23 protein-coding genes are annotated in these 18,219 nt (G+C 57.8%); 19 read left to right on the forward strand and 4 right to left on the reverse strand.

Annotation, left to right across the window (positions count from 1 at the left end):
- Positions 1–10: 10 nt before the first annotated feature.
- Both J2W46_RS14520 and J2W46_RS14525 read left to right on the forward strand, forming a co-directional pair.
- Positions 11–925, forward strand: a complete 915-nt coding sequence (locus tag J2W46_RS14520; RefSeq protein WP_131319758.1) for a LysR substrate-binding domain-containing protein — start codon at positions 11–13, stop codon at positions 923–925.
- Positions 926–1,084: 159 nt separating this feature from the next.
- Positions 1,085–1,780: an alpha/beta hydrolase gene (locus tag J2W46_RS14525; protein WP_310354543.1), complete on the forward strand. Its 696-nt coding sequence runs from the start codon at positions 1,085–1,087 to the stop codon at positions 1,778–1,780.
- A gap of 97 nt (positions 1,781–1,877) precedes the next feature.
- Here J2W46_RS14525 and dcm read toward each other — a convergent pair whose 3' ends face one another.
- A complete protein-coding gene (dcm, locus tag J2W46_RS14530) occupies positions 1,878–3,152 on the reverse strand; it encodes a DNA (cytosine-5-)-methyltransferase (protein ID WP_310354545.1) in 1,275 nt (424 codons plus the stop codon).
- A 291-nt stretch (positions 3,153–3,443) separates the two neighbouring features.
- Positions 3,444–3,770, reverse strand: coding sequence for a hypothetical protein (locus J2W46_RS14535; protein ID WP_020065285.1), 327 nt, complete (start codon positions 3,768–3,770; stop codon positions 3,444–3,446).
- Between the two features lie 201 nt (positions 3,771–3,971).
- Here J2W46_RS14535 and J2W46_RS14540 point away from each other — a divergent pair, with 201 nt between their 5' ends.
- The 8 genes from J2W46_RS14540 to J2W46_RS14575 all read left to right on the forward strand — a co-directional run bounded on the left by J2W46_RS14540 (position 3,972) and on the right by J2W46_RS14575 (position 9,164).
- Positions 3,972–4,163: a CsbD family protein gene (locus J2W46_RS14540; protein ID WP_020065286.1), complete on the forward strand. Its 192-nt coding sequence runs from the start codon at positions 3,972–3,974 to the stop codon at positions 4,161–4,163.
- Positions 4,164–4,388: 225 nt separating this feature from the next.
- Positions 4,389–4,610, forward strand: coding sequence for a hypothetical protein (locus J2W46_RS14545; protein WP_027775606.1), 222 nt, complete (start codon positions 4,389–4,391; stop codon positions 4,608–4,610).
- 158 nt (positions 4,611–4,768) lie between these two features.
- The gene (locus J2W46_RS14550) at positions 4,769–5,473 is read left to right on the forward strand and encodes a glutathione S-transferase N-terminal domain-containing protein (protein WP_310354548.1); all 705 of its coding nucleotides are present in this window, start codon (positions 4,769–4,771) and stop codon (positions 5,471–5,473) included.
- A 79-nt stretch (positions 5,474–5,552) separates the two neighbouring features.
- The gene (locus J2W46_RS14555; RefSeq protein WP_310354549.1) at positions 5,553–6,641 is read left to right on the forward strand and encodes an acyltransferase family protein; all 1,089 of its coding nucleotides are present in this window, start codon (positions 5,553–5,555) and stop codon (positions 6,639–6,641) included.
- A gap of 523 nt (positions 6,642–7,164) precedes the next feature.
- Positions 7,165–7,545, forward strand: a complete 381-nt coding sequence (locus J2W46_RS14560) for a type II toxin-antitoxin system RelE/ParE family toxin (protein ID WP_310354551.1) — start codon at positions 7,165–7,167, stop codon at positions 7,543–7,545.
- Entirely contained in the window at positions 7,532–7,966 is a 435-nt protein-coding gene (locus tag J2W46_RS14565; RefSeq protein ID WP_310354552.1) for a helix-turn-helix domain-containing protein, read from the forward strand. The genes J2W46_RS14560 and J2W46_RS14565 overlap by 14 nt, the downstream gene beginning before the upstream one ends.
- Positions 7,963–8,490, forward strand: coding sequence for a hypothetical protein (locus tag J2W46_RS14570; RefSeq protein ID WP_310354554.1), 528 nt, complete (start codon positions 7,963–7,965; stop codon positions 8,488–8,490). The genes J2W46_RS14565 and J2W46_RS14570 overlap by 4 nt, the downstream gene beginning before the upstream one ends.
- A gap of 182 nt (positions 8,491–8,672) precedes the next feature.
- Positions 8,673–9,164, forward strand: coding sequence for a hypothetical protein (locus J2W46_RS14575; protein ID WP_310354555.1), 492 nt, complete (start codon positions 8,673–8,675; stop codon positions 9,162–9,164).
- 46 nt (positions 9,165–9,210) lie between these two features.
- Here the strand turns inward: J2W46_RS14575 and J2W46_RS14580 are convergent, their stop codons facing one another.
- Entirely contained in the window at positions 9,211–9,585 is a 375-nt protein-coding gene (locus J2W46_RS14580; protein WP_310354557.1) for a hypothetical protein, read from the reverse strand.
- A gap of 566 nt (positions 9,586–10,151) precedes the next feature.
- Between J2W46_RS14580 and J2W46_RS14585 the strand changes: the two genes are divergently transcribed.
- Positions 10,152–10,406, forward strand: a complete 255-nt coding sequence (locus tag J2W46_RS14585) for a hypothetical protein (protein ID WP_153067615.1) — start codon at positions 10,152–10,154, stop codon at positions 10,404–10,406.
- 452 nt (positions 10,407–10,858) lie between these two features.
- On the opposite strand, the gene J2W46_RS14590 is transcribed toward J2W46_RS14585, so the two are convergent.
- The gene (locus tag J2W46_RS14590; protein ID WP_310354559.1) at positions 10,859–11,578 is read right to left on the reverse strand and encodes a hypothetical protein; all 720 of its coding nucleotides are present in this window, start codon (positions 11,576–11,578) and stop codon (positions 10,859–10,861) included.
- A gap of 524 nt (positions 11,579–12,102) precedes the next feature.
- On the opposite strand from J2W46_RS14590, the gene J2W46_RS14595 reads away from it, so the two are divergent.
- The 8 genes from J2W46_RS14595 (at position 12,103) to J2W46_RS14630 (ending at position 17,919) form a co-directional block, all read left to right on the forward strand.
- The gene (locus J2W46_RS14595) at positions 12,103–12,612 is read left to right on the forward strand and encodes a hypothetical protein (protein ID WP_310354560.1); all 510 of its coding nucleotides are present in this window, start codon (positions 12,103–12,105) and stop codon (positions 12,610–12,612) included.
- A complete protein-coding gene (locus J2W46_RS14600; protein WP_310354561.1) occupies positions 12,605–12,871 on the forward strand; it encodes a hypothetical protein in 267 nt (88 codons plus the stop codon). The genes J2W46_RS14595 and J2W46_RS14600 overlap by 8 nt, the downstream gene beginning before the upstream one ends.
- Positions 12,864–13,091, forward strand: a complete 228-nt coding sequence (locus J2W46_RS14605) for a hypothetical protein (protein WP_310354563.1) — start codon at positions 12,864–12,866, stop codon at positions 13,089–13,091. Before J2W46_RS14600 ends, J2W46_RS14605 begins: the two co-directional genes overlap by 8 nt.
- 124 nt (positions 13,092–13,215) lie before the next feature.
- Positions 13,216–14,067, forward strand: coding sequence for a hypothetical protein (locus J2W46_RS14610; protein WP_310354565.1), 852 nt, complete (start codon positions 13,216–13,218; stop codon positions 14,065–14,067).
- Between the two features lie 132 nt (positions 14,068–14,199).
- Positions 14,200–14,433, forward strand: coding sequence for a helix-turn-helix transcriptional regulator (locus J2W46_RS14615; RefSeq protein ID WP_310354567.1), 234 nt, complete (start codon positions 14,200–14,202; stop codon positions 14,431–14,433).
- 110 nt (positions 14,434–14,543) lie between these two features.
- On the forward strand, positions 14,544–15,497 hold the full coding sequence (locus J2W46_RS14620; RefSeq protein ID WP_310354569.1) for a ParB/RepB/Spo0J family partition protein: 954 nt from the start codon (positions 14,544–14,546) through the stop codon (positions 15,495–15,497).
- The gene (locus J2W46_RS14625; protein ID WP_310354571.1) at positions 15,494–17,035 is read left to right on the forward strand and encodes a DEAD/DEAH box helicase; all 1,542 of its coding nucleotides are present in this window, start codon (positions 15,494–15,496) and stop codon (positions 17,033–17,035) included. The genes J2W46_RS14620 and J2W46_RS14625 overlap by 4 nt, the downstream gene beginning before the upstream one ends.
- Entirely contained in the window at positions 17,032–17,919 is an 888-nt protein-coding gene (locus tag J2W46_RS14630; RefSeq protein ID WP_310354573.1) for a toprim domain-containing protein, read from the forward strand. Before J2W46_RS14625 ends, J2W46_RS14630 begins: the two co-directional genes overlap by 4 nt.
- Positions 17,920–18,219: the final 300 nt, after the last annotated feature.

Below are 18,219 nucleotides of genomic sequence, written 5' to 3' on the forward strand. Positions count from 1 at the left end.
GGACGTCCCCTTGACCCGGCCACTGAACTTCCAGCAGATCCAGGCATTTCGTGCGGTAATGCAAATGGGCACGACAACGGGCGCTGCCGCGGTACTCAATACCACGCAGCCTTCAATTAGTCGCCGGCTTGCGGAATTGCAGAGCTTTTCCGGTCTGAAGCTGTTCGAGATGCACCATGGAAGATTGCGGCCGACAGGCGAAGGGCAGTTGCTATACAAAGCCGTGCAACTCCATTTCAACGGTCTGGAGAACATCGAGTCGGTGGTCGCCATTCTGCGCAAGTCCGGCACAGGAGCGCTGCGAATCGGGTGTACTCCGACGCTCGGTATCGGTCTGTTACCGCAGGTCATTCGTGAGCTTCGAGCCCGCTTCCCACAGACGTATCTGAACGTGCAGACGGCTAATACACCGCAGCTCACGGATCTACTGCGTCAGGATCTGGTTGACCTGATATTGACGACGGGCAAGCTCGACGAGCTCGATTTCCAGACAGAGATCGCGAAGACGGTGCCTGCTGTGTGCGTATTGCCGCTGGGCCATCGTCTGCAAGCGGAGTCGACTATTCATGTGCAAGCTTTGCGCGACGAGAGCCTGCTCGCGCTCGGCGAAATGGACGATCTGACAGTCGCAATTAAGGCAGTACTGAATGCGAATGACATGCCCGCTGAATTCGCCATTCAGACTACGTCGTCCATTACGATCTGTGCTCTCGTGAGTGCGGGCAATGGCGTCGGAATCGTCAATCCTTATGTGGCGAGTACATTCGCAGGTCAATTGCTGGTCAAGCCGCTGACGCCGGCAATCGATGTAGCCGTGAGCATGGCAATGCCTGCGCACACCGCGCCTTCGTTGCTCGCGCGGCATTTCATCGAGATCCTGAAAGCGCATTTGGACACGATTGCGCTATCCGCGGTATGCGGGTAACCACCACATAAACTTTTTCGGTGTTGTGATTTCCTGGACCTATGATCCAATCGATCGCGCTCTTTCCGCGGCGATCGGAGCACGGTCACGAGTGTCGAAGCGTCGATCGGACCTGCCGTGGCCGGCGAAAAATCAAATCACTCGAATGGAGTCACGCAAATGAGCAATCAGCCTGTGATCTTGCTGGTGCATGGTTTTTGGGGCGGCGCTGCGCATTGGAGCAAGGTCATCATCGAATTGGCGCGCAAGGGTCACCAGTCGATCCGCGCTGTGGAATTGCCGCTGACGTCGCTGGCCGATGACGTCGAGCGTACCCGCAAGATGATCGCTCAACAGAACGCACCGGTCTTGCTGGTGGGACATTCGTATGGAGGCGCCGTCATCACACAGGCAGGAAATCACGCGGACGTCGTTGGCCTCGTGTATATCGCGGCGTTTGCGCCGGACGAGGGGGAGAGCCCCGGTGGCATTACGGAGCAGCATGTTCCCGAGGCTGCGCCGCATCTCGAACCTGACAGCGATGGCTATCTATGGCTTAAAGCCGGGAAGTTCCATGAGAGCTTTTGTCAGGACCTTACTTCCGACGAGGGGCTCGTCATGGCTGTGACGCAGAAAGCACCGCTCGGCGGGACGTTCGGAGACCGAATCAGTTCTCCTGCGTGGGCCAACAAACCTTCCTGGTACCAGATATCGAGTGAAGACAGAATGATCCACCCCGACAACCAGAGAATGATGTCCGCCCGGATGAATGCAAGAAAGGTGGTCACGCTGCCCGCAAGCCATGCGTCGCTTGCTTCGCGACCGGTGGAGGTCGCCGCATTGATTCATGAGGCGGCCACAGAACTGGCCGGGTGATCGCAACGTCGATGGGTGGGCCTGTCCAATCTGTTGCGTATTGGATCGACAGGCCCGCTTTACTGCTGGTGATTACACGACGCAACAAGCAACGCAACTAAGCAAACGCAGTCAACGTTTCCCGCGAATGTTCGCGCTCGCGCGCGAGAAGCTCTTTCAAATGCGGGCTCATGATGCGCGCCACTTCCTGCATGACTGGAACTACGACGCTGTTACCGAACTGGCGATATGCCTGCGTATCGCTCACGGGAATCACGAAGTCGTCGGGAAAGCCCATCAAACGGGCGCATTCGCGCGGCGTCAAACGGCGGGGCCGCTCCCCGTTGCCTTGCGCGAGAAGAATCTCAGAGCCGTCCTTGTGATAACGCGCGGACAGCGTGCGTGTGACGCTGCCCGGCGTGACGAGGCCGAAGCCGAAGCCGTTTCCGGCCGCGCGATGTTTCTCCGCGTAAGCCTGCAGGTAAGCCCACAGATTCGGCGTCAGCGTGTACTTCGGCTGCACCTTGCGGCGGACGTGGTCGAAGAAACGCTCGCCGTCGTGCGGCAACACCGGCTCGGTGCCGTCCGTCTTGTGCAGAATCGACGCTAGACGCGGCCCCGTTGCCGGCACGCGCAGATCGTCGAAAGAAAACCCGGTTGGCTCGCGAAAACCTACGATGACGATCCGCTCACGATGCTGCGGCGTGAAGTGTTGCCCGTCTATAACTTTGTAGTGGACGTCATATTTCAGCTCGTCGCGCAGCACGTCGAGAATCGTTCTGAACGTGTTGCCTTTATCGTGCGAGAGCAGGTTCTTGACGTTTTCCAGCACGAACGCGGCCGGGCGTTTAGCGTCGATGATGCGCGCGACATCGTAGAAAAGCGTGCCTTGCGTCGTGCACTCGAAACCGTGCGGACGGCCGAGCGAATTTTTCTTGCTTACGCCTGCGATGCTGAAAGGCTGGCAAGGAAAGCCGGCCAGCAGCAGGTCATGCGACGGCACCGAGTCTTCCGCGTAGGACACGATGTCGCCGACGAACTGGTGTACGTGGCTGGCGTCCTGGTGATTCTGCTGGTACGTCTTTTTGGAAAACTCGTTCCATTCGCTCGTGAACACGCACTGACCGCCGTGCGCCTCGAAGCCGCGCCGAATTCCGCCGATTCCCGCAAAGAGATCGATGAACTGGAAATCCGCCCGGCTTTCCGGGTGCGTATTTCGCGCGCTCGTATGCAGCATTTCACGCAAAGCGGCTTCGGCGATGCGGGGACAGCTCTGGTCCGTTTTCCAGCGTCGAATGGTTCGGACGTCTTTTCCGCAGCGCGCCGCGATTTCGGCCTGACTGTAGACCTGCAGCGCTTGTAGGAGCAGGTCGTGCCTGGTGGCCATTGTCATGTCGCTTGTTCTCGCTGGGAATTTTGGCGGACATTTTGACCGTTCGGTCACCGCCTGTCCAGGAATTTTGGGGCGCGATATGCCGCGCCGGAGCCTTGAGCGGCGAAATGCGCTTGTCACAGTTGGATGTGTACGCTTGCAGCGTGACGCGAGGTCCCTGCGTTGCGACGTGTTGAGGCCGCGGCATAGGTCGCGGCCTTTTTTTATAGCGACACCAATATCTCGCGCCCGCTCTTCGCTTCGTTCCGCACCAGCGGAACTGCGAAGCAACAACAGCGGGCGACCGCCGCGCTAGGCGAGATGTCCGGCGCCGGTTTCGTGCGTAGGTGGAAATAGTGCAGCGGTGGCGGGCGCGAGTTCGTCCCATGCCAGAGGCGGCTCGGCCTCGAACTGGTCGAGCTGCAACAGAAGACTGTCCACCGCGCACAGCTGCGGGTGCGTCAGGCTGCCCGTGTCGAGCAACTTGTAAAGACGCTCGCGCCAGTAGGTCGGGGGCAGAATAGGGCCAGCCAGGTCGCCTTGCAACGACAACCGCATCGCGCGCGCGATATGGGTGATGTCGCCGTCGATCAAACCGGCTTTCGATGATGCCGACAGGGTGATGGGTTTGCGGTCCATGGCTCCTCCATGGCACCTATTACGGCAGGCTGGAGGGAAACTTTAGCCTTTTGATGAAAAAATTTCCGGGGGCTTGATGGAGAGCCCGTCGCGCGGCGCCGCATTTTGCGACGCGGTCAGCGACGGCCCTCAGGCATGGCCGTTGCTCGATCAGGTTACTGGCGCAATTTCGCGTCGGCATTCAAATAAGTGGAGCCGAACATGAACAAGGACCAGGTAAAAGGTGTGGGCGAACAGGTCAAGGGAAAGATCAACGAAGCCGTGGGTAAGGCGACGGATAATCCCGCCAAGGAACTGAAGGGCGATCTCCAGCAGGGCGCGGGCAAGGTGCAGAAGAGCTACGGCGACGCAAAGGAAGACGCGAAGGACCAAGCCAAGCGCAACACCCCGTAATCTGGCTTGATGCGGTCGTAGGGAAAAGGCGCTTCGGCGCCTTTTTCTCATTGGCGGCGTCATTTGGGGTCGCCGGCACGAGGCGCGCCGGGCTGCCGTCGGCGTGTCCGGTTTCCGGCTGCATCGTCGGCCGGGCCTGGGAGTAACCCGGCTTTGGCGCGCCGAACGTGCGCTGCGGGCTGTCGGGCCTTTAGACTGGCTGCATCCAACATGGAGGCCGCGACAATGACACCGGAAAAAGTGCTTTCGATGTTCGAACGGCAGTATCTGGAGGGCAAAGCGCCCGTCGATCTGGACGAGACTTGCGCAAGCTTTGCAGCCTGGCTCGCGTCGATGTGGGAACAACTCGACGTCGAACGCAGGGCTTTGCTGTTGACGGTGGGTGCCGCGCTGTGGCGCGAAGGCTATGACCTGAGCGCGGGCGGCGCGACGAAGGACTTGTGGTGAGCGCAACGTGAATCGCGGACTTGCCGGCGTCCCGCACCCGTTGCGCCGACTCGGTTTATATTTGGCGCTCCGCATTGACACAGCCGAGGCCGGTCGCCCCGTCGATCTCTGCCGCTCAATGCGATTTCCGCCATTCCGCACAGGGTTTACACCATCACATGACAGATCTGTCCGCTTTCCCGATCACGAAGAAATGGCCTGCTGAGCATCCGGACCGCCTTCAGCTGTATTCGCTGCCTACGCCGAACGGCGTCAAAGTGTCGATCATGCTTGAAGAAACCGGCTTGCCTTACGAGCCGCATCTGGTGCGCTTCGACACGAACGATCAGATGACACCGGAATTTCTGTCGGTCAATCCCAACAATAAGATTCCCGCGATCATCGATCCCAACGGACCTGACGGCAACCCGTTGCCGCTCTTCGAATCCGGCGCGATCCTGATTTATCTCGCGGACAAAACCGGCCAGCTGATTCCAAAGGACGCCGCCGGCCGCTACGAGGCGATTCAGTGGGTCATGTTTCAGATGGGCGGCATCGGCCCGATGTTCGGCCAGCTTGGCTTCTTCCATAAATTCGCAGGCAAGGAATACGAAGACAAGCGTCCGCGCGATCGCTACGTCGCCGAATCGAAAAGGCTGCTCGGCGTGCTGGAGCAGCGTCTCGAAGGGCGCGAGTGGATTCTCGGCGATCAGTATTCGATCGCGGACATCGCGACGTTCCCGTGGGTGCGCAATCTGATCGGTTTCTACGAAGCGGGCGAGCTCGTCGGCATAAAGGATTTTCCGAACGTGAGGCGCGTCCTGGCCGCGTTCGTCGCGCGTCCGGCTGTTGTTCGGGGACTGGATAGTCCGAAGCGGGTGTAGACGTTCGTTGGTACGACGGCGGTCCGCGCCGGACCGCGCGTCGTTTTGATAATGTACAGCGGAGCGTATGGCAGAACGCATGGCGGACCGTATTGCAGACCGTGTGGGCGGCATACGGCAGTTCAGGTCCATTCAGACTTTGCGCGCGTTGGCCGCGTTGGGCGTGGTCGCATTTCATGCCGAAGGGAATGTGGCCACATACGGCTGGGCGACGCATTTCTTTCACCAGATTTCGCGTTTTGGCGAAATCGGCGTCGATGTCTTTTTCGTCATTTCCGGCTTTGTCATGGTGCTGGTTACGCATGGCAAGCCGCCCGGCGTGGCTTCCGCAAGGGCATTTATCGTTGCCCGCATTACCCGCGTTGTTCCTCTTTATTGGGCGCTCACGTCGCTTTTCATTGTCTTGCTTCTCGTCGTGCCGGGCGCATTCGGAAATGCGTCGCTGAATGTCGGGCATGCGGTGGCCTCCTATCTGTTTTTCCCCTGGCTGAACTGGATCCACGTGACGGCGCCGGTGGTCGGCGTCGGGTGGACGCTCAACTACGAGATGTGGTTTTACGGCGTGTTCGCCGTTTCGATGTGTTTAACGCGTTATCGGCTACTGGCTGTCGCGGCGTTCCTGGCGGTTATGTCCGCGCTGCATTTCGTTCACACAGGCGGAGTCGCATTTTCGTTTTATACAAACCCGATCGTGATGGAGTTTGTATTTGGCACTCTCGTCGGCTGGGTTTATGCGACGGGACGCGCGGTGCCGATAGCAGTGGCGGCAGCGACCGTCGTGTCGATCCTGGCCGCCGGCAAAGTGTTCGCGCCGGCCCTTAGCGACACGAACCGCTTTCTGGTCTTTGGGTTGCCGGCGTTCGCCGTAGTTGTGGCCGGGTTGTCGCTGGAGAACAAGCTGCGCTGGAACGCGTGGCTGGAACTCGTTGGCGACTCTTCTTATTCGCTGTATCTGACGCACGTTTTTTCGGTGCCGGTCTGCGTCAAGCTGCTGCAGATATTCGACCGGCAGCATCGTATGCCTGGGGATCTGGTCTGTGTAGTCGTGGTGCTGGCGTCGGTCGCCGTCGGGCTCGCTTCGTACCAATGGCTCGAAGGACCGATGAACAGAATGGGCAAGCGCCTGATCGGGCGGACTCGTGCGACGGCAGAGCCTGTGCGCAACTGAGGCGTTGCGTGGGGCGGCGTGAGAGATGTGAAACGCCGTGCGAGGCTGTGAGGCGGGTGGTCCCCCTGGCAGAATTCATACGTCAAGCTCGGAGGGGCGTTTGCTGGGTTTTTCAAGATTTTATGCCCCCAACCGTACCCCAAAAAGCTGTCTCCTGAGGATGTACGGGTGCGATTCTGCTGTTGCTAGAACGCGTCACCTTGTGTTTTCGGATCCACGTTCATTAGATCGGAGTTGCGATAGGCGACGGTCTGCTGGGACGGCAGCGGTCGCTCTCCCAGCGCCTCCTCCGGCATATTGTGCTTCGAGATACCATTGTCATGATGATTGCGTGTAAAAATAGCGCCTTGTCCTCTGGCAACTGTGGCCGTAACGGCCGGTAATCGGGGTCGGACCATCGGTCTGGCCCGTCTGAGTGCGGCGTAGGAGCGATGACGCACAGAAAAGTCAGCCTTTCCACTTGAAGAATAACTTTTAAGTTAATATCTTGCGTGTAGCTGCCGTTATCCAGTCTACGTGGTCAGTGTTTGAGCAGCTTGATGAGCGCGGCGATGGCGTGCTTGCGGCCGTCAAGCAGGGGGACTTGGACAAGTGCTTCGCTTTTCTTCAGAAGGCGGCCGAGTACGGGCCTGCATCCCTGCCAGACAATCGAAGCCACCACGTTAGTACGGAAGAGCCGAAAATCTGGCAATTTGATGTGACCGGGACGTTGCGCCTCCTGTGGTTTTATGATGAAGGCAAGATGGTGGTCATAACCCAAAGCTTCTATAAAGCCGGAGGGAAAAAGGGCACGACTCCTAGAAAGCTGGTTAATCAGGCCCAAGATACCTATCGTCGCTACTTCGAAGCGAAAGAACGCGGCGAACTCGAAATTGTGGAAGAGGACTCTCATGAAGATCAGTAATCGGTACAAAGAGGCGTTCGAACGTGCGAAGGAGTCGCCGGCCTACTGGACCGAGAGCGCATTGCTCGACGTGGCAAGGGCTCTGCTCGACCAAATGAAAAGGCTCGGCGTCACGCAAAAGACGCTCGCAGAGCGCATGGGTAGGAAAGCTCCATACGTCAATCGGGTGCTCAGCGGACGCCATAATGTCACGGTCGAGACATTGTCCGAGGCGGCACACGCGCTCGATATGCGCCTGAAGATTGAATTGCAACCAAAGGCCTCTGCTGCACCGAGGTCGATCCTTAGTGTCACGGCCGATATGGATGGATTCGTCCCGCGCGATGGCGTCGTCGTTAAGAGTCGCCGTCTGACGCTGATTCATGGCGCCAACGAAACGTTCACTTCCGCTCCGACCTTTGACACGCGCAAAGCAGCATGAATCGACAACTGCTCGAAAAGGTTTTGCCCCATCTTCACGTGCAGACAGCTTTCCCAACCCGGATTGAGGCGACCGTAGCACCATGGTTCGACCACCGTCAGGCGTTCGATAGCTTTACTCGCATCAATTGGACTGCCTCCGAAATTTCTTTGGGCGAGGTTGCGTTTCCAGGGGATGGGGAGCAAAAAACGATGAACTTCCTAAAGTTCGTCGCGAATACTCGTACGCGAATTGTGCGTACCGGGAAGGATGGCGTTCCAGAGAACGACCAGGAACTCAACGAGGATGATGTCGTTTGCGACATTAGCGTCGATTTCGCGGTTGAGTACGCTATTGCCGGGTGTCAACCTGAAGAACTTCCGCAAGAAGCGATTGACGAATTCGCTGCGCACAACATGCCTTATCACCTTTGGCCTTATTACCGCCAGACTGTTCAAGACTTGGCGGCGCGTCTTCAGGTTCCAACGCCGACGGTGCCGTCCTTCCGAGTGCCAAAATCGCACCAGCAAGGCATCAAGGAATGAGTACCTAGACGCTCTAGTTAGCACCGCCGAGTAGTGAATTGCAAAGCCCGCCATGAGCGGGCTTTTTCATGCGCTCGGTATCGGATGAGGGATCACTAGAGCGTGTCGCAGATCGAATCGACGCGATCGAACAATAGCTTCAGTTTCGTCTGTATATTGTGGTCTCCAACCAAGGAGACCACATGAATAACAACGAATTTGCCAAGCTGTTTCGTCTCACATCGCCGTATTTCCCGACGTTGGGCGAAGTCTTCGTGGCAGTATCCGCAGGGGAATATCGGGATGGAACATTTCCGCAGTATTTCGGGGAGTTCTTCATTTTTTCGACTAACGGCATATCGGACTCCATCAGTCGACGGACCTACGTACAGCAGCATATGTCGGCCGGCGGTGCGAGCTTTGTGTTCCAACTGGCGAAAACGCGTGCAATTGCAGAGCTGGCGGAAAAAGCAGTTGGACTTGTCGGATCAAGTGGCAGCGCCGCTCTGCCTAGCCGACCCTCAATCGATGAAGTCGAATGGGACGAACTCGTGACGCTCTACCGAGCAGGAGTCCTCGCGGGAGAGACTCTTCGGGAAGTTGCGGACAAGACCAGATCGTCATTCGTTCTGACGGTCTTGGACGACCTTCTGCGATTGTCGACGGTTACGTTCCAGGACGCCCAGTTTCGCTAGTGTTTGGAGCCGTCATTGGTTTTGTAGTTCGGCAGCGTTGAGCGGATCAGTTATGCGCCTTTAATTCCCGTTCGCAAGCCGCATAGATACTGCGGACAACCGGCGACTGGTAGTCGAGTCGCCAGCCGTCGGTGAACAGTTCCGCAAGCGTCGGTTCATTGGCAAAGTGCGGCAGGTTGCCGAAGTCCGACGCCAGGATTTCCGATACAGACTTGAAGTGCATCCGCTCGAGCCAATCGACTTGTGCGCCATTGGCATTCAACCAGATGTTCAGGGACTCTACAAAATGGTCGGTCCGCAACCAGTTGGCCGTACGAGCGCGTGCGATCAGTTGTGCCACAACCAAATAGCAGAGGAGTTCGGATCGGGTATTTGACTGGAGAACCATAAGAATGTCGCCATCGGATAGCGGCAGGCGCATTTCGGATTTCCGTAGCCTGCCGAAGTATCGAGGGCACTGTGTCGGGGCATGCTCTCCTTCAGCATGTGCTATGCCCATCGCTTCGTCTTATGTTCGTCGTCAGCGCCGATCGCGCGGACCCAGTGCACACAGCCCTGCTGCGGCTGCGCGTTGACCTGGGCGCGATCGCCGTACATACAAAGAACGATCGAGCCGCCTGAGCGGAACTCGGCAAAGTGCTCGCAACCGACGCAGGGGCGCGGATTGCCGTAGGGGTCGAAATGAGGCATGGTCAAGACACTGTATGAATGTACAGTATATCGCGCATGCGCCGGGCCTGACCCGGCTCCCATCAGCGCTTCGACTCAGGCGACGGTCGCTACCCGGATTCCGACTTACGCATTCGTGTCTTTCGCTAAAAACGTAGCGTGATGCAACCGAGCGGTTCGGTGCGCGCTTCATCTTCCAGGCCGCTTGCGGAGGTCGGGGCTCTGTTCATTTACGTCCCGAATTTCTTCCCTGGCTACCGTCAAGTTTGGCACGGTGAGGCCGTTAACCCCGTCGATGTCTCTAACTCGGAGAGTGACATGTGGAAGGCGATTGGCGGTGCGGTTGCTGCAACTTATGTGGTGTATCAGATGGCCACGCTCTTTTACGCCGGGACCTTGTTCGGCGTGATTCTGCCAGCAGAACAACGGTGCGAAAGCGAGGCCATGAAGGCCGCGCTAGATATGCAGCGGAACCCATATTCTGACGGCTCCAGCTTTGACCGAGTAATGAAGACCTGTCAGGGAGCTGCGGCGATGGCTAGCGCTTTCGTGCCCGGGGGAACCAAGCCTTGACATTAAAAGCCCCGGCTGCAAGGCGGTTTTCCGGCAGCCTGACCTCAGGAAGCAATGCAGGAAAATACTAATTCCGCTTCCTGCGGCGTCCACCCGCGGACGCCGTGCGTCTGCATATCGACTTGGTGCATCTGCTTGCCTTGATGGCTGCAGTACTCGTCAGCGCGCTTGAGGCTCGCCGCTTTGATTTCGCCCCATGGCGTCATGCCGCCGCGGACTTGCGTTGTGAGGTGTAGCGGCCATCCCCGGCCGGCGTGACGTCGGATATGGTGGTGCATGCGGCAAGCATGGTCAGCGCTGCCAAGGCTATTTTGATTTTCATTAGTGTTCCCTTTGACTGCCGGATTGTGCAGCGATGGGTTGCCGACCGCAAGCGTTCGGTGCGCCGCAATCTTGCACGACTATGCGTAGATCGAGAAGACATCGCCGGCGCCGTGCCGCCGGCATCCGCATCAGACCATGCTGGCAAGCATGCTGGCCGCCGCTCGCTTCAACAAATAGCTTTGTAGCGTCGCGGCCTCGACATCTGTCAGCGAAAACTGAATCTCGCCAGAGCGCATCAGCACGAGACTTCCATCGTTGGTGATTGCGCATGCGAAAGTTCGCGGAGCGGCTTGCGAAGAGGGCGAAGCTGATAATGCCATAGCCGGCGCAGTCGCTGACAGTGAAGGCGCGGCCGCTGGCGCGCGAGATGGTGCCTTCCTGGGTGCCTGTTTCTTCCGTCGTTGCTTCGCACCCGGAACGTCGAACACGCTGCTCCGTACGCTGTTGGTCGTCGATATTGGGATGACCTGGCTGGCGTTGACCAGCTTTTGCTGGACCCGTTCGACGGCGTCTGGCGGAACCTGATCAGGGTGATAGTGTGCATTCGTTGATTTGCCGTTTCGGATCACTCTTTCAACCATGACATGACCACGGCGAATCGCCGTCCACATTGCACTAGAAACCGAGCTCGAATCCTCCACTCCGACTTTTTCTGCCAGTTCGCCGGACGTGATTCCCGGATACTCCCTAATGAGTTCAAGCATTCGGCCGCGCTTGCCCTGGAACTGCTTCTTTCTGCTGTTCATCCAAATCTCCGATGTCCCAAAAATTCCACGGCTGGATTGCCGGGCTGCAACAGGATATTTTTTGGCGAGCGGAGCGTGATGAAATCGAATGTCGATAGACACGCATGTCATCGAGAGAATCAATTTGCGGCGGCAGGGATGACGTGGCGGGTGCCCTTGGCGGGACGAAGTTTAGTGAACTAAACCAAAAAGGTTTAGTGTACTTTACTGTTTGCTAGGTGGCGGTGAGACTTGTATGTCTCACGGATCCATTTGTAGGCGAATCGGCGAGGAATCGTTTTAATAGGAACGCTACTGTAGTTCTACAAATTGTTTAGGTAAGCCTAATATTTTTGTAGTGAAACCCGGCTTGACGTTTGAGCGCTCGTTGACTATGCTTGAGTCGTCGCTGAAACAACAGCGATCGGGTTTGGCGACCTGAGTTAAGTGGGCGGACGAACCGCCACAAGGCGGTATTTTTTCGTCCGTAGTATCATCGCGTACCCAGTTTATGGGTGGGCCTTGATGGGGATGCGCTCGCGCGCATGCCGGTTTCCTACTTGCCGGTTCGCCAACCTCGTCATGTGCCCGCCCACCCTCATTTGGCGATGAGAAGCGGGCTTCTATGTAAAGTAGGAGTCCAAGTCATGTTCTCTTTAGAATCAGATCGTTTAGAGAAAAACGATCCACCGTTGGTCAATCTCGCCTCAATCCCGCGAGACGAAGCAATGCGGCGCGCGCACGCTGCCGGTCGTACAATCCTTCTCGACAGCGCCGCCGTGGCAGAGGTGTTGCCGAGCCTCTGGACAGGCTGGATGAACGCCAACGTCCCGACCGCCTGTGGGCAGTCCGAGGACGAATTCGGCGTACTGGTGGATTCGATGATGGGGCAGTTCGAGGCAGGCGTTGGCGAATTCCTCGCTTCCCCGAGCGGTGACTCTACGCGCGAACGCCTCGCCAACCTATTGGCGCAGAAATTCCGCTTGGCATGGAAGATCTTCAACGTGGTCGCCTTCATGGTTGAAGCGTTGCCGGACGATGCAGCCGGCGCGCTTCCCACGCGTTGCACGCTTGTGGATGTACGCGACGAGACAGAGCAACTGGCAGTGAGCCTGAGGGATCTCGCGGATGCTGCCGAGGGTTTGCGTCATGAATAAGCCCATCAATATTTCGGTCTCGCCTTTGCAACAGGTACCTTCTACGCCAAACCCTTTCGAAGGGACGATGGCATCCGAACAGGCTTTGCTGCTGGTAAATGCGCTGCAATGGGCAAAGGGTGCCGCGCAGAACCAAGGCGATTTCGAGCCTCTTCAGACGCTCCTAGACAATCTTCTCCCGATGCTCCGCGGCCAGATTGAAACCGCACGGGACGCCTTGTATGCTTGCCGCTCACTTTTGGAGAACGGTCATGGATGACAATGTCCACGTCCTTCCCATCGCGAAGAGGGCAAAGAAGCGCCGGACTGCATCTGCGCTGCCGCGCGCCGAGGTCCATCAATTGGACCACTATCGGCCGCCGCAACCTCCGGGGCACATCGACTTGCCAAGTTCGCGCGAAGAAGTTCAGGCTATGTTCGACGAAATGGCGCATCACCTGCTTATGACGGTCAGGGTGATAACGTCTCGCCTCCGGTGATTTTCGCTTACGGCGGATTGGCATAATATTTTCACCGCGCCTAGCCCGACGGGTCGAAAGCAGGGTTCCCTTACCCTGTTGGCGCGGTTCCAAGCAATATGGGGCCGCAATATGGGAGCGGAAAATGGACTATCTCTCGAACCTCCAACGAGCCGATGCTCATCAGTATTTAAACTTCCGAAGAGATGTTTCGCCTCTTCTTAATGAACTTGCTCGACAGGCGTATTCGTTGTGCAAACACCCCGAAACGGGCGACCCGGAGATTACGGACCTGAACGAGTTGGTCGGATTTATGCTGGAAGAACTGAGGTGTGCTGGCGAACAGGGCGCCAACTGGTTCCGCAATTCTATCGAACAAAAGGTCATAGCCGACAACGAATACACTCGAAGTTACTGCACCGGTGACGGGTATATCAAACGCGAAGGCCCGGTCAACGTTCTCCTGAACTGGTCGTTCAAAGTTGACCAGGAACATATAGATTGGTCTAAGAGTCCGGCATATGTGCGTGACTTGCACGACCGCCATTGGCCCGCCTTGATGTTGGGGGCGTTCGCTCTCTATAAGTTGAATCCAATGGCGGGAAATGGCGGCGGCCAGACTTCGCATCTAGGAACTCTCGAAGTCGATCTAGCCCTTGTCGTGGATGCGATAGCAGGAGGTAATTTCAACAACGGATGGGGTATGTGCGAACAATTGATTGAGGATCAAAGGAGCGCAAACGGTAAAGCGGGAGCCAAAGCACGTGATGAAAAATATAGCGCAGCTCGTAAATGGGTGATCGGGCAGTATGCGGCAGGGAACTGGCCTTCACCACGCGCAGCTTCGTTTGAATTGGCTCCGAAGGCGAACGAAATGCTGAAGACGCTCGGTAGACCCTTGACTGAGCAACGTGCGCAGATCACTGTCTACGAATGGCTGTTAAAAGAGCTGAATGCAAAAAAGACCAAGAACCAAGAACAACGCCAAGATACCTGACGTATACGCTATGTATGTATCCGTTAACGTTATGTGCCATAACGTGTCCGCGTAGACACTAGGCGTCGTATCCGTGGGCTTCGTACGCCAATAGTATCCATCCATACCAACATTCACCGCGGAGTGAACAGTATGGATGGCAAAAAACAGGATGATGGAGAGCGTCCACATTTCCTTCCCCTCAACGGCTTCTCCCGCTGGCACCAATTAAAGCCGTTTCTTCCGCTGGGCCGCGAAAGTTGGCGCAAGCTCAGTCTTGAAGGCCGCGCGCCACGCCGTATTCAGCTTGGATCGCGCTGCACCGTATGGAAAAACGAAGAAGTCCACAAGTGGATCGCTGATCCTCTCGGCTACCGCGCGGAGTAACGCATGCGTACTCTGCTTAAGCGAGCCGTCATGGCCGCGTTCAACCGCGGGTTCGTACCGTTCTCTGCGGTGTCTCCGTTGATCCGCCTGCTGCGTCTGGAGGATGCCTGATGAGCCTCGAACTCCACCCGCTCTGCACGCTGTTCCCGCGTCTTGAAGGCGCCGAGTTTGAAGCGTTAAAGGCAGACATTGCGGCGAACGGTCAGCTTCAGCCGGTCGTTCTCCACGACGGGATGATTCTTGACGGCGGCAACCGGTACCGTGCGTGCGTCGAACTCGGTATTGAGCCGGTGATCGCCGATATGGATCTCGGTGACTACGACCTCCTGTCGTACGTCCTCTCGGTCAATCTTCACCGCCGGCACCTCACGCCGGGCCAGCATGCGGCGATCGTCGCTGCGGCTACGAATTGGCTGGAAGCGCAGGTTCAAGGAAGCAACCAGTACGAGGTCAAGGTTGCAGGTGCAACGTTGCACTACCCTGACGGCCGGGGCTTAAATAGTCCGGCAACCTTGACGGACCGTTCCACATCCACGGTAGCTGATCGAGCGGCCAAGTCCGGAGCGAGCATCCGCACACAAAAGATGGCCGACAAGGTGGCAAAGGCGGATCCCGAACTGGTGAAGCGTGTCGCCCACGGCGAAATCAGCCTGCCCCAAGCCTTGAAACAGGTGGAGGGCAAAGATCGAGATCCGTCCGAGGCAGGCACCGAAAACGATTTTCCTCGTGTCGAGCACGGTCAGGAGTCCTCACAGACTGTGGATTCCACGGACGATGCCGAATTCCACGCTCATGTGGACGACCTTTACGCGCAGATCGACCGATTGCAGCGCAGCAATGACGCTCTGACATCCACGGACCAGGGCGCGGAAATGATGAAGCAGATGCAGCTGCTGCTGAACGCTGAAAGCGCGCTGAGCGTTGAGCGCGAGCGCGGGGCTGTGCGGGAGAAGCAGTTGAACTGGTTCGGTCGTCAATACGCGGAGCTGCGGAAGATCCTCGGCGTGAAAAACGATCGAGACGTTCTTTCTGCTGTTCGCAAGCTGACGGAGAAACAGCTATGAGGGAGGCAACGGCTGAAGAATTGGCAGCATTCGAACATTTTGGTCTGCGTCAGTACCAAATCGAAGCGGTGTTGCGCGTGAGCGATGCGTATCGCAATGGCGCCCGCAATGTCCTCCTGTGCGCTCCGACAGCCGCAGGGAAGACGCGGATATCCGCATGCGTTGCCTACCTCGCCTCTAATAACGGCAAGCATTCGCACTTCGTCGTTGATCGAGAAAACCTCGTCGACCAGACGTCGCGCACGTTCGACCAGTTCGGCGTATCGCATGGCATCGTCAAGCAGAATCACTGGCGCTATCGGCCCTATGAGCGGGCACAGATCCTCTCTATCCAGACCGTGATGCGCCGCGGCTGGCCTGACGATCCCAAGCCGAAGTTCATCATCGTCGATGAGTGCCACACGGTGCATGCCCCGACTAAAGACCGCCTCGCTGCCGGCGACGCCCGCGGGCTTGGTCTAACGGCCACGCCTTTCACCAAGGGTCTCGGGCAGATCTACGACACGCTAATCAACGTCGAAACCACAAATCGTCTGATCGAGCAGGGCGCACTGGTTCCGTTCCGCATCTTCTCGCCGTCGAAGCCGAACATGGATGGCGTCAAGGTCAACGTGGGCGAGTGGGAGCAGAAAGAGGCCGCCAAGCGGGCACTGGAAGTCGTCGGCGATTGCGTTGCTGAGTACCTGAAGCATGGCAACAACCAGAAATTCATTTGCAGCGCGATCACCGTAGATCACGCGCGCGAGATTCATCGCCAGTTCACCGCTGCCGGCATCCAGTGTGTCGTCTATACGAGCAGGGAAACCGACTCAGAATGCGACGAGATCGTCTCTGAATTCAGCAAGGCGGACTCTTTTATCCGCGGGCTGATAACCGTCTCTAAAGCAACAAAAGGTTTTGACGTCCCCGACGTCGGCTGCGTGATTATGTGCCGGCCGCTGCGCAAATCGCTTGCTGACCATATCCAGCTGCTCGGCCGAGGTCTGCGGACCAGTCCAGGTACCGGCAAGACAGAGTGCATCGTGCTCGACCATTCGGGAAATTGCGAACGGTTTTGGGACGAGATGAACGAGTTCTTCGAAACCGGAGCGATCGAGCTTGATGACGGCAAGAAGAAGCCTAAGGCGGAGAAGAAGACGCCCAAGGCCGAAGACGCGATGGTCAAGTGTCCCCACTGCGCGACGCTCCACAAGGCGCGTCCAGCTTGCCCGAGTTGCGGTCACGAATATCCCATACGCAAGACAGTCCAGCACGTAGAGGGGACGCTTCAGGAACTTCTCGCTAGCGGTAATCAGCGGCAGCTTCTTACCGACGTGTGGCCTATGGTTTGCCAGTTCGCACGGCTCAAGTCGGACGACGAGGAGCGAGCCAGACGGAAAGCCTACGCCATGTACAAGGAACTGACCGGGACGATGGCAAAGGCTGATTTCTTCGCGACCATCCCGGTTTTGCCGACGCCTGAGGTAGCGAGACGTCTTGTCAACGCGGAGAAGCGTTACTGGATCAAATGGCGCGCTGAGAAGAGGAAGGCCGCATGACCTTCGATCAGGCAATGATGGCTCACGGCCTGATTCCGCGCCATGTGGTCGGCGACGGAAAGTGGCACCGCTGCCCGACCGAGGACAAGCCGCGGAAGAAAAACGGCGCATACAACCTGTGGATCGACGGCCGGCGAGGCTATTTCATCAACTTCGCTACTGACGTCGAGGCTGTCGAATGGCGTGATGACACGCCGATGGCGCCACGTGATCGCCGCGCGATGGACGAACGCATCAAACGGCTTCGGCAGCAGGAAGCGGCGGCGCGCGCTCAGGCTGTGCGCCGCATGCGCGAGCACTGGGAATCTCTCCCGATCCTCACTGAGTGGCACGCATACATAGAACGCAAGGGGTTGTCTCTGAGGGGTTGTAAAGGCGTCCGCCTGGAGGGAGATGACCTGGTGATCCCGATGTATCGCGGCGGCTCGTTGGTGAGCTTGCAGAACATCACGATCGACGGCCAGAAGCTCTACCGGAAGGGGTGTTCGACGCGTGGCGCGTCTTTTGTCATGTCGCGCACGCGAAGCACGGTCACCTGCTTTGTAGAAGGCTTTGCCACCGGCCTGGCTGTCTTTCAGACGGTCACCAATGCGTCTGTCGTTGTGTGTTTCGACGCACAGAACCTTATCTCCGTGGCCCAGGACACAAAGGTCCGCGGGATGGCCGTGGTCTGCGCAGATAACGACTGGGAAACGCAGCGCGACAGGGGCATTAACAAGGGCGTGGAGAACGGCAGGAAAGCCGCCGAGGCGCTTGGTTGTGGCATTGCCTATCCCGAGGGAATCACGGGCACAGATTGGGCCGATGCGCTGCAGGAATGGGGTGATCGCGGCCCGGCGAAGGTCCGCATGCAGATCATGAAGGGGGCACGACTCGTCATCTGATGCAGCAAGGCACCGCGCTGGGCGGACACGGTTTAACACCAGCGGCGCGGGAAGACTCGGTACTGGGGGATAGGTCTGAAATACCGATAAGGGTGGCGAAGCTAGCGCCCGAGACCGAACGGCTGGCGGGTCATGCGGCTCCGGATGAGGAAGCATGTGAAGGCGGACCAGGGATGGGCTAGGTCTGCCCACCAGAAAAGGAAGGGAGAGGGGGTGTGGTGTAGGGGTTGAAGAGAAAGAGCTGATAAGTACTACTGAGGGCCGGGTTCGGCCACATTTTGCCCGCGAAGGAGGGGCGAT

It is taken from the genome of Paraburkholderia strydomiana, from assembly GCF_031456815.1.
GTDB classification, from domain to species: domain Bacteria; phylum Pseudomonadota; class Gammaproteobacteria; order Burkholderiales; family Burkholderiaceae; genus Paraburkholderia; species Paraburkholderia caledonica.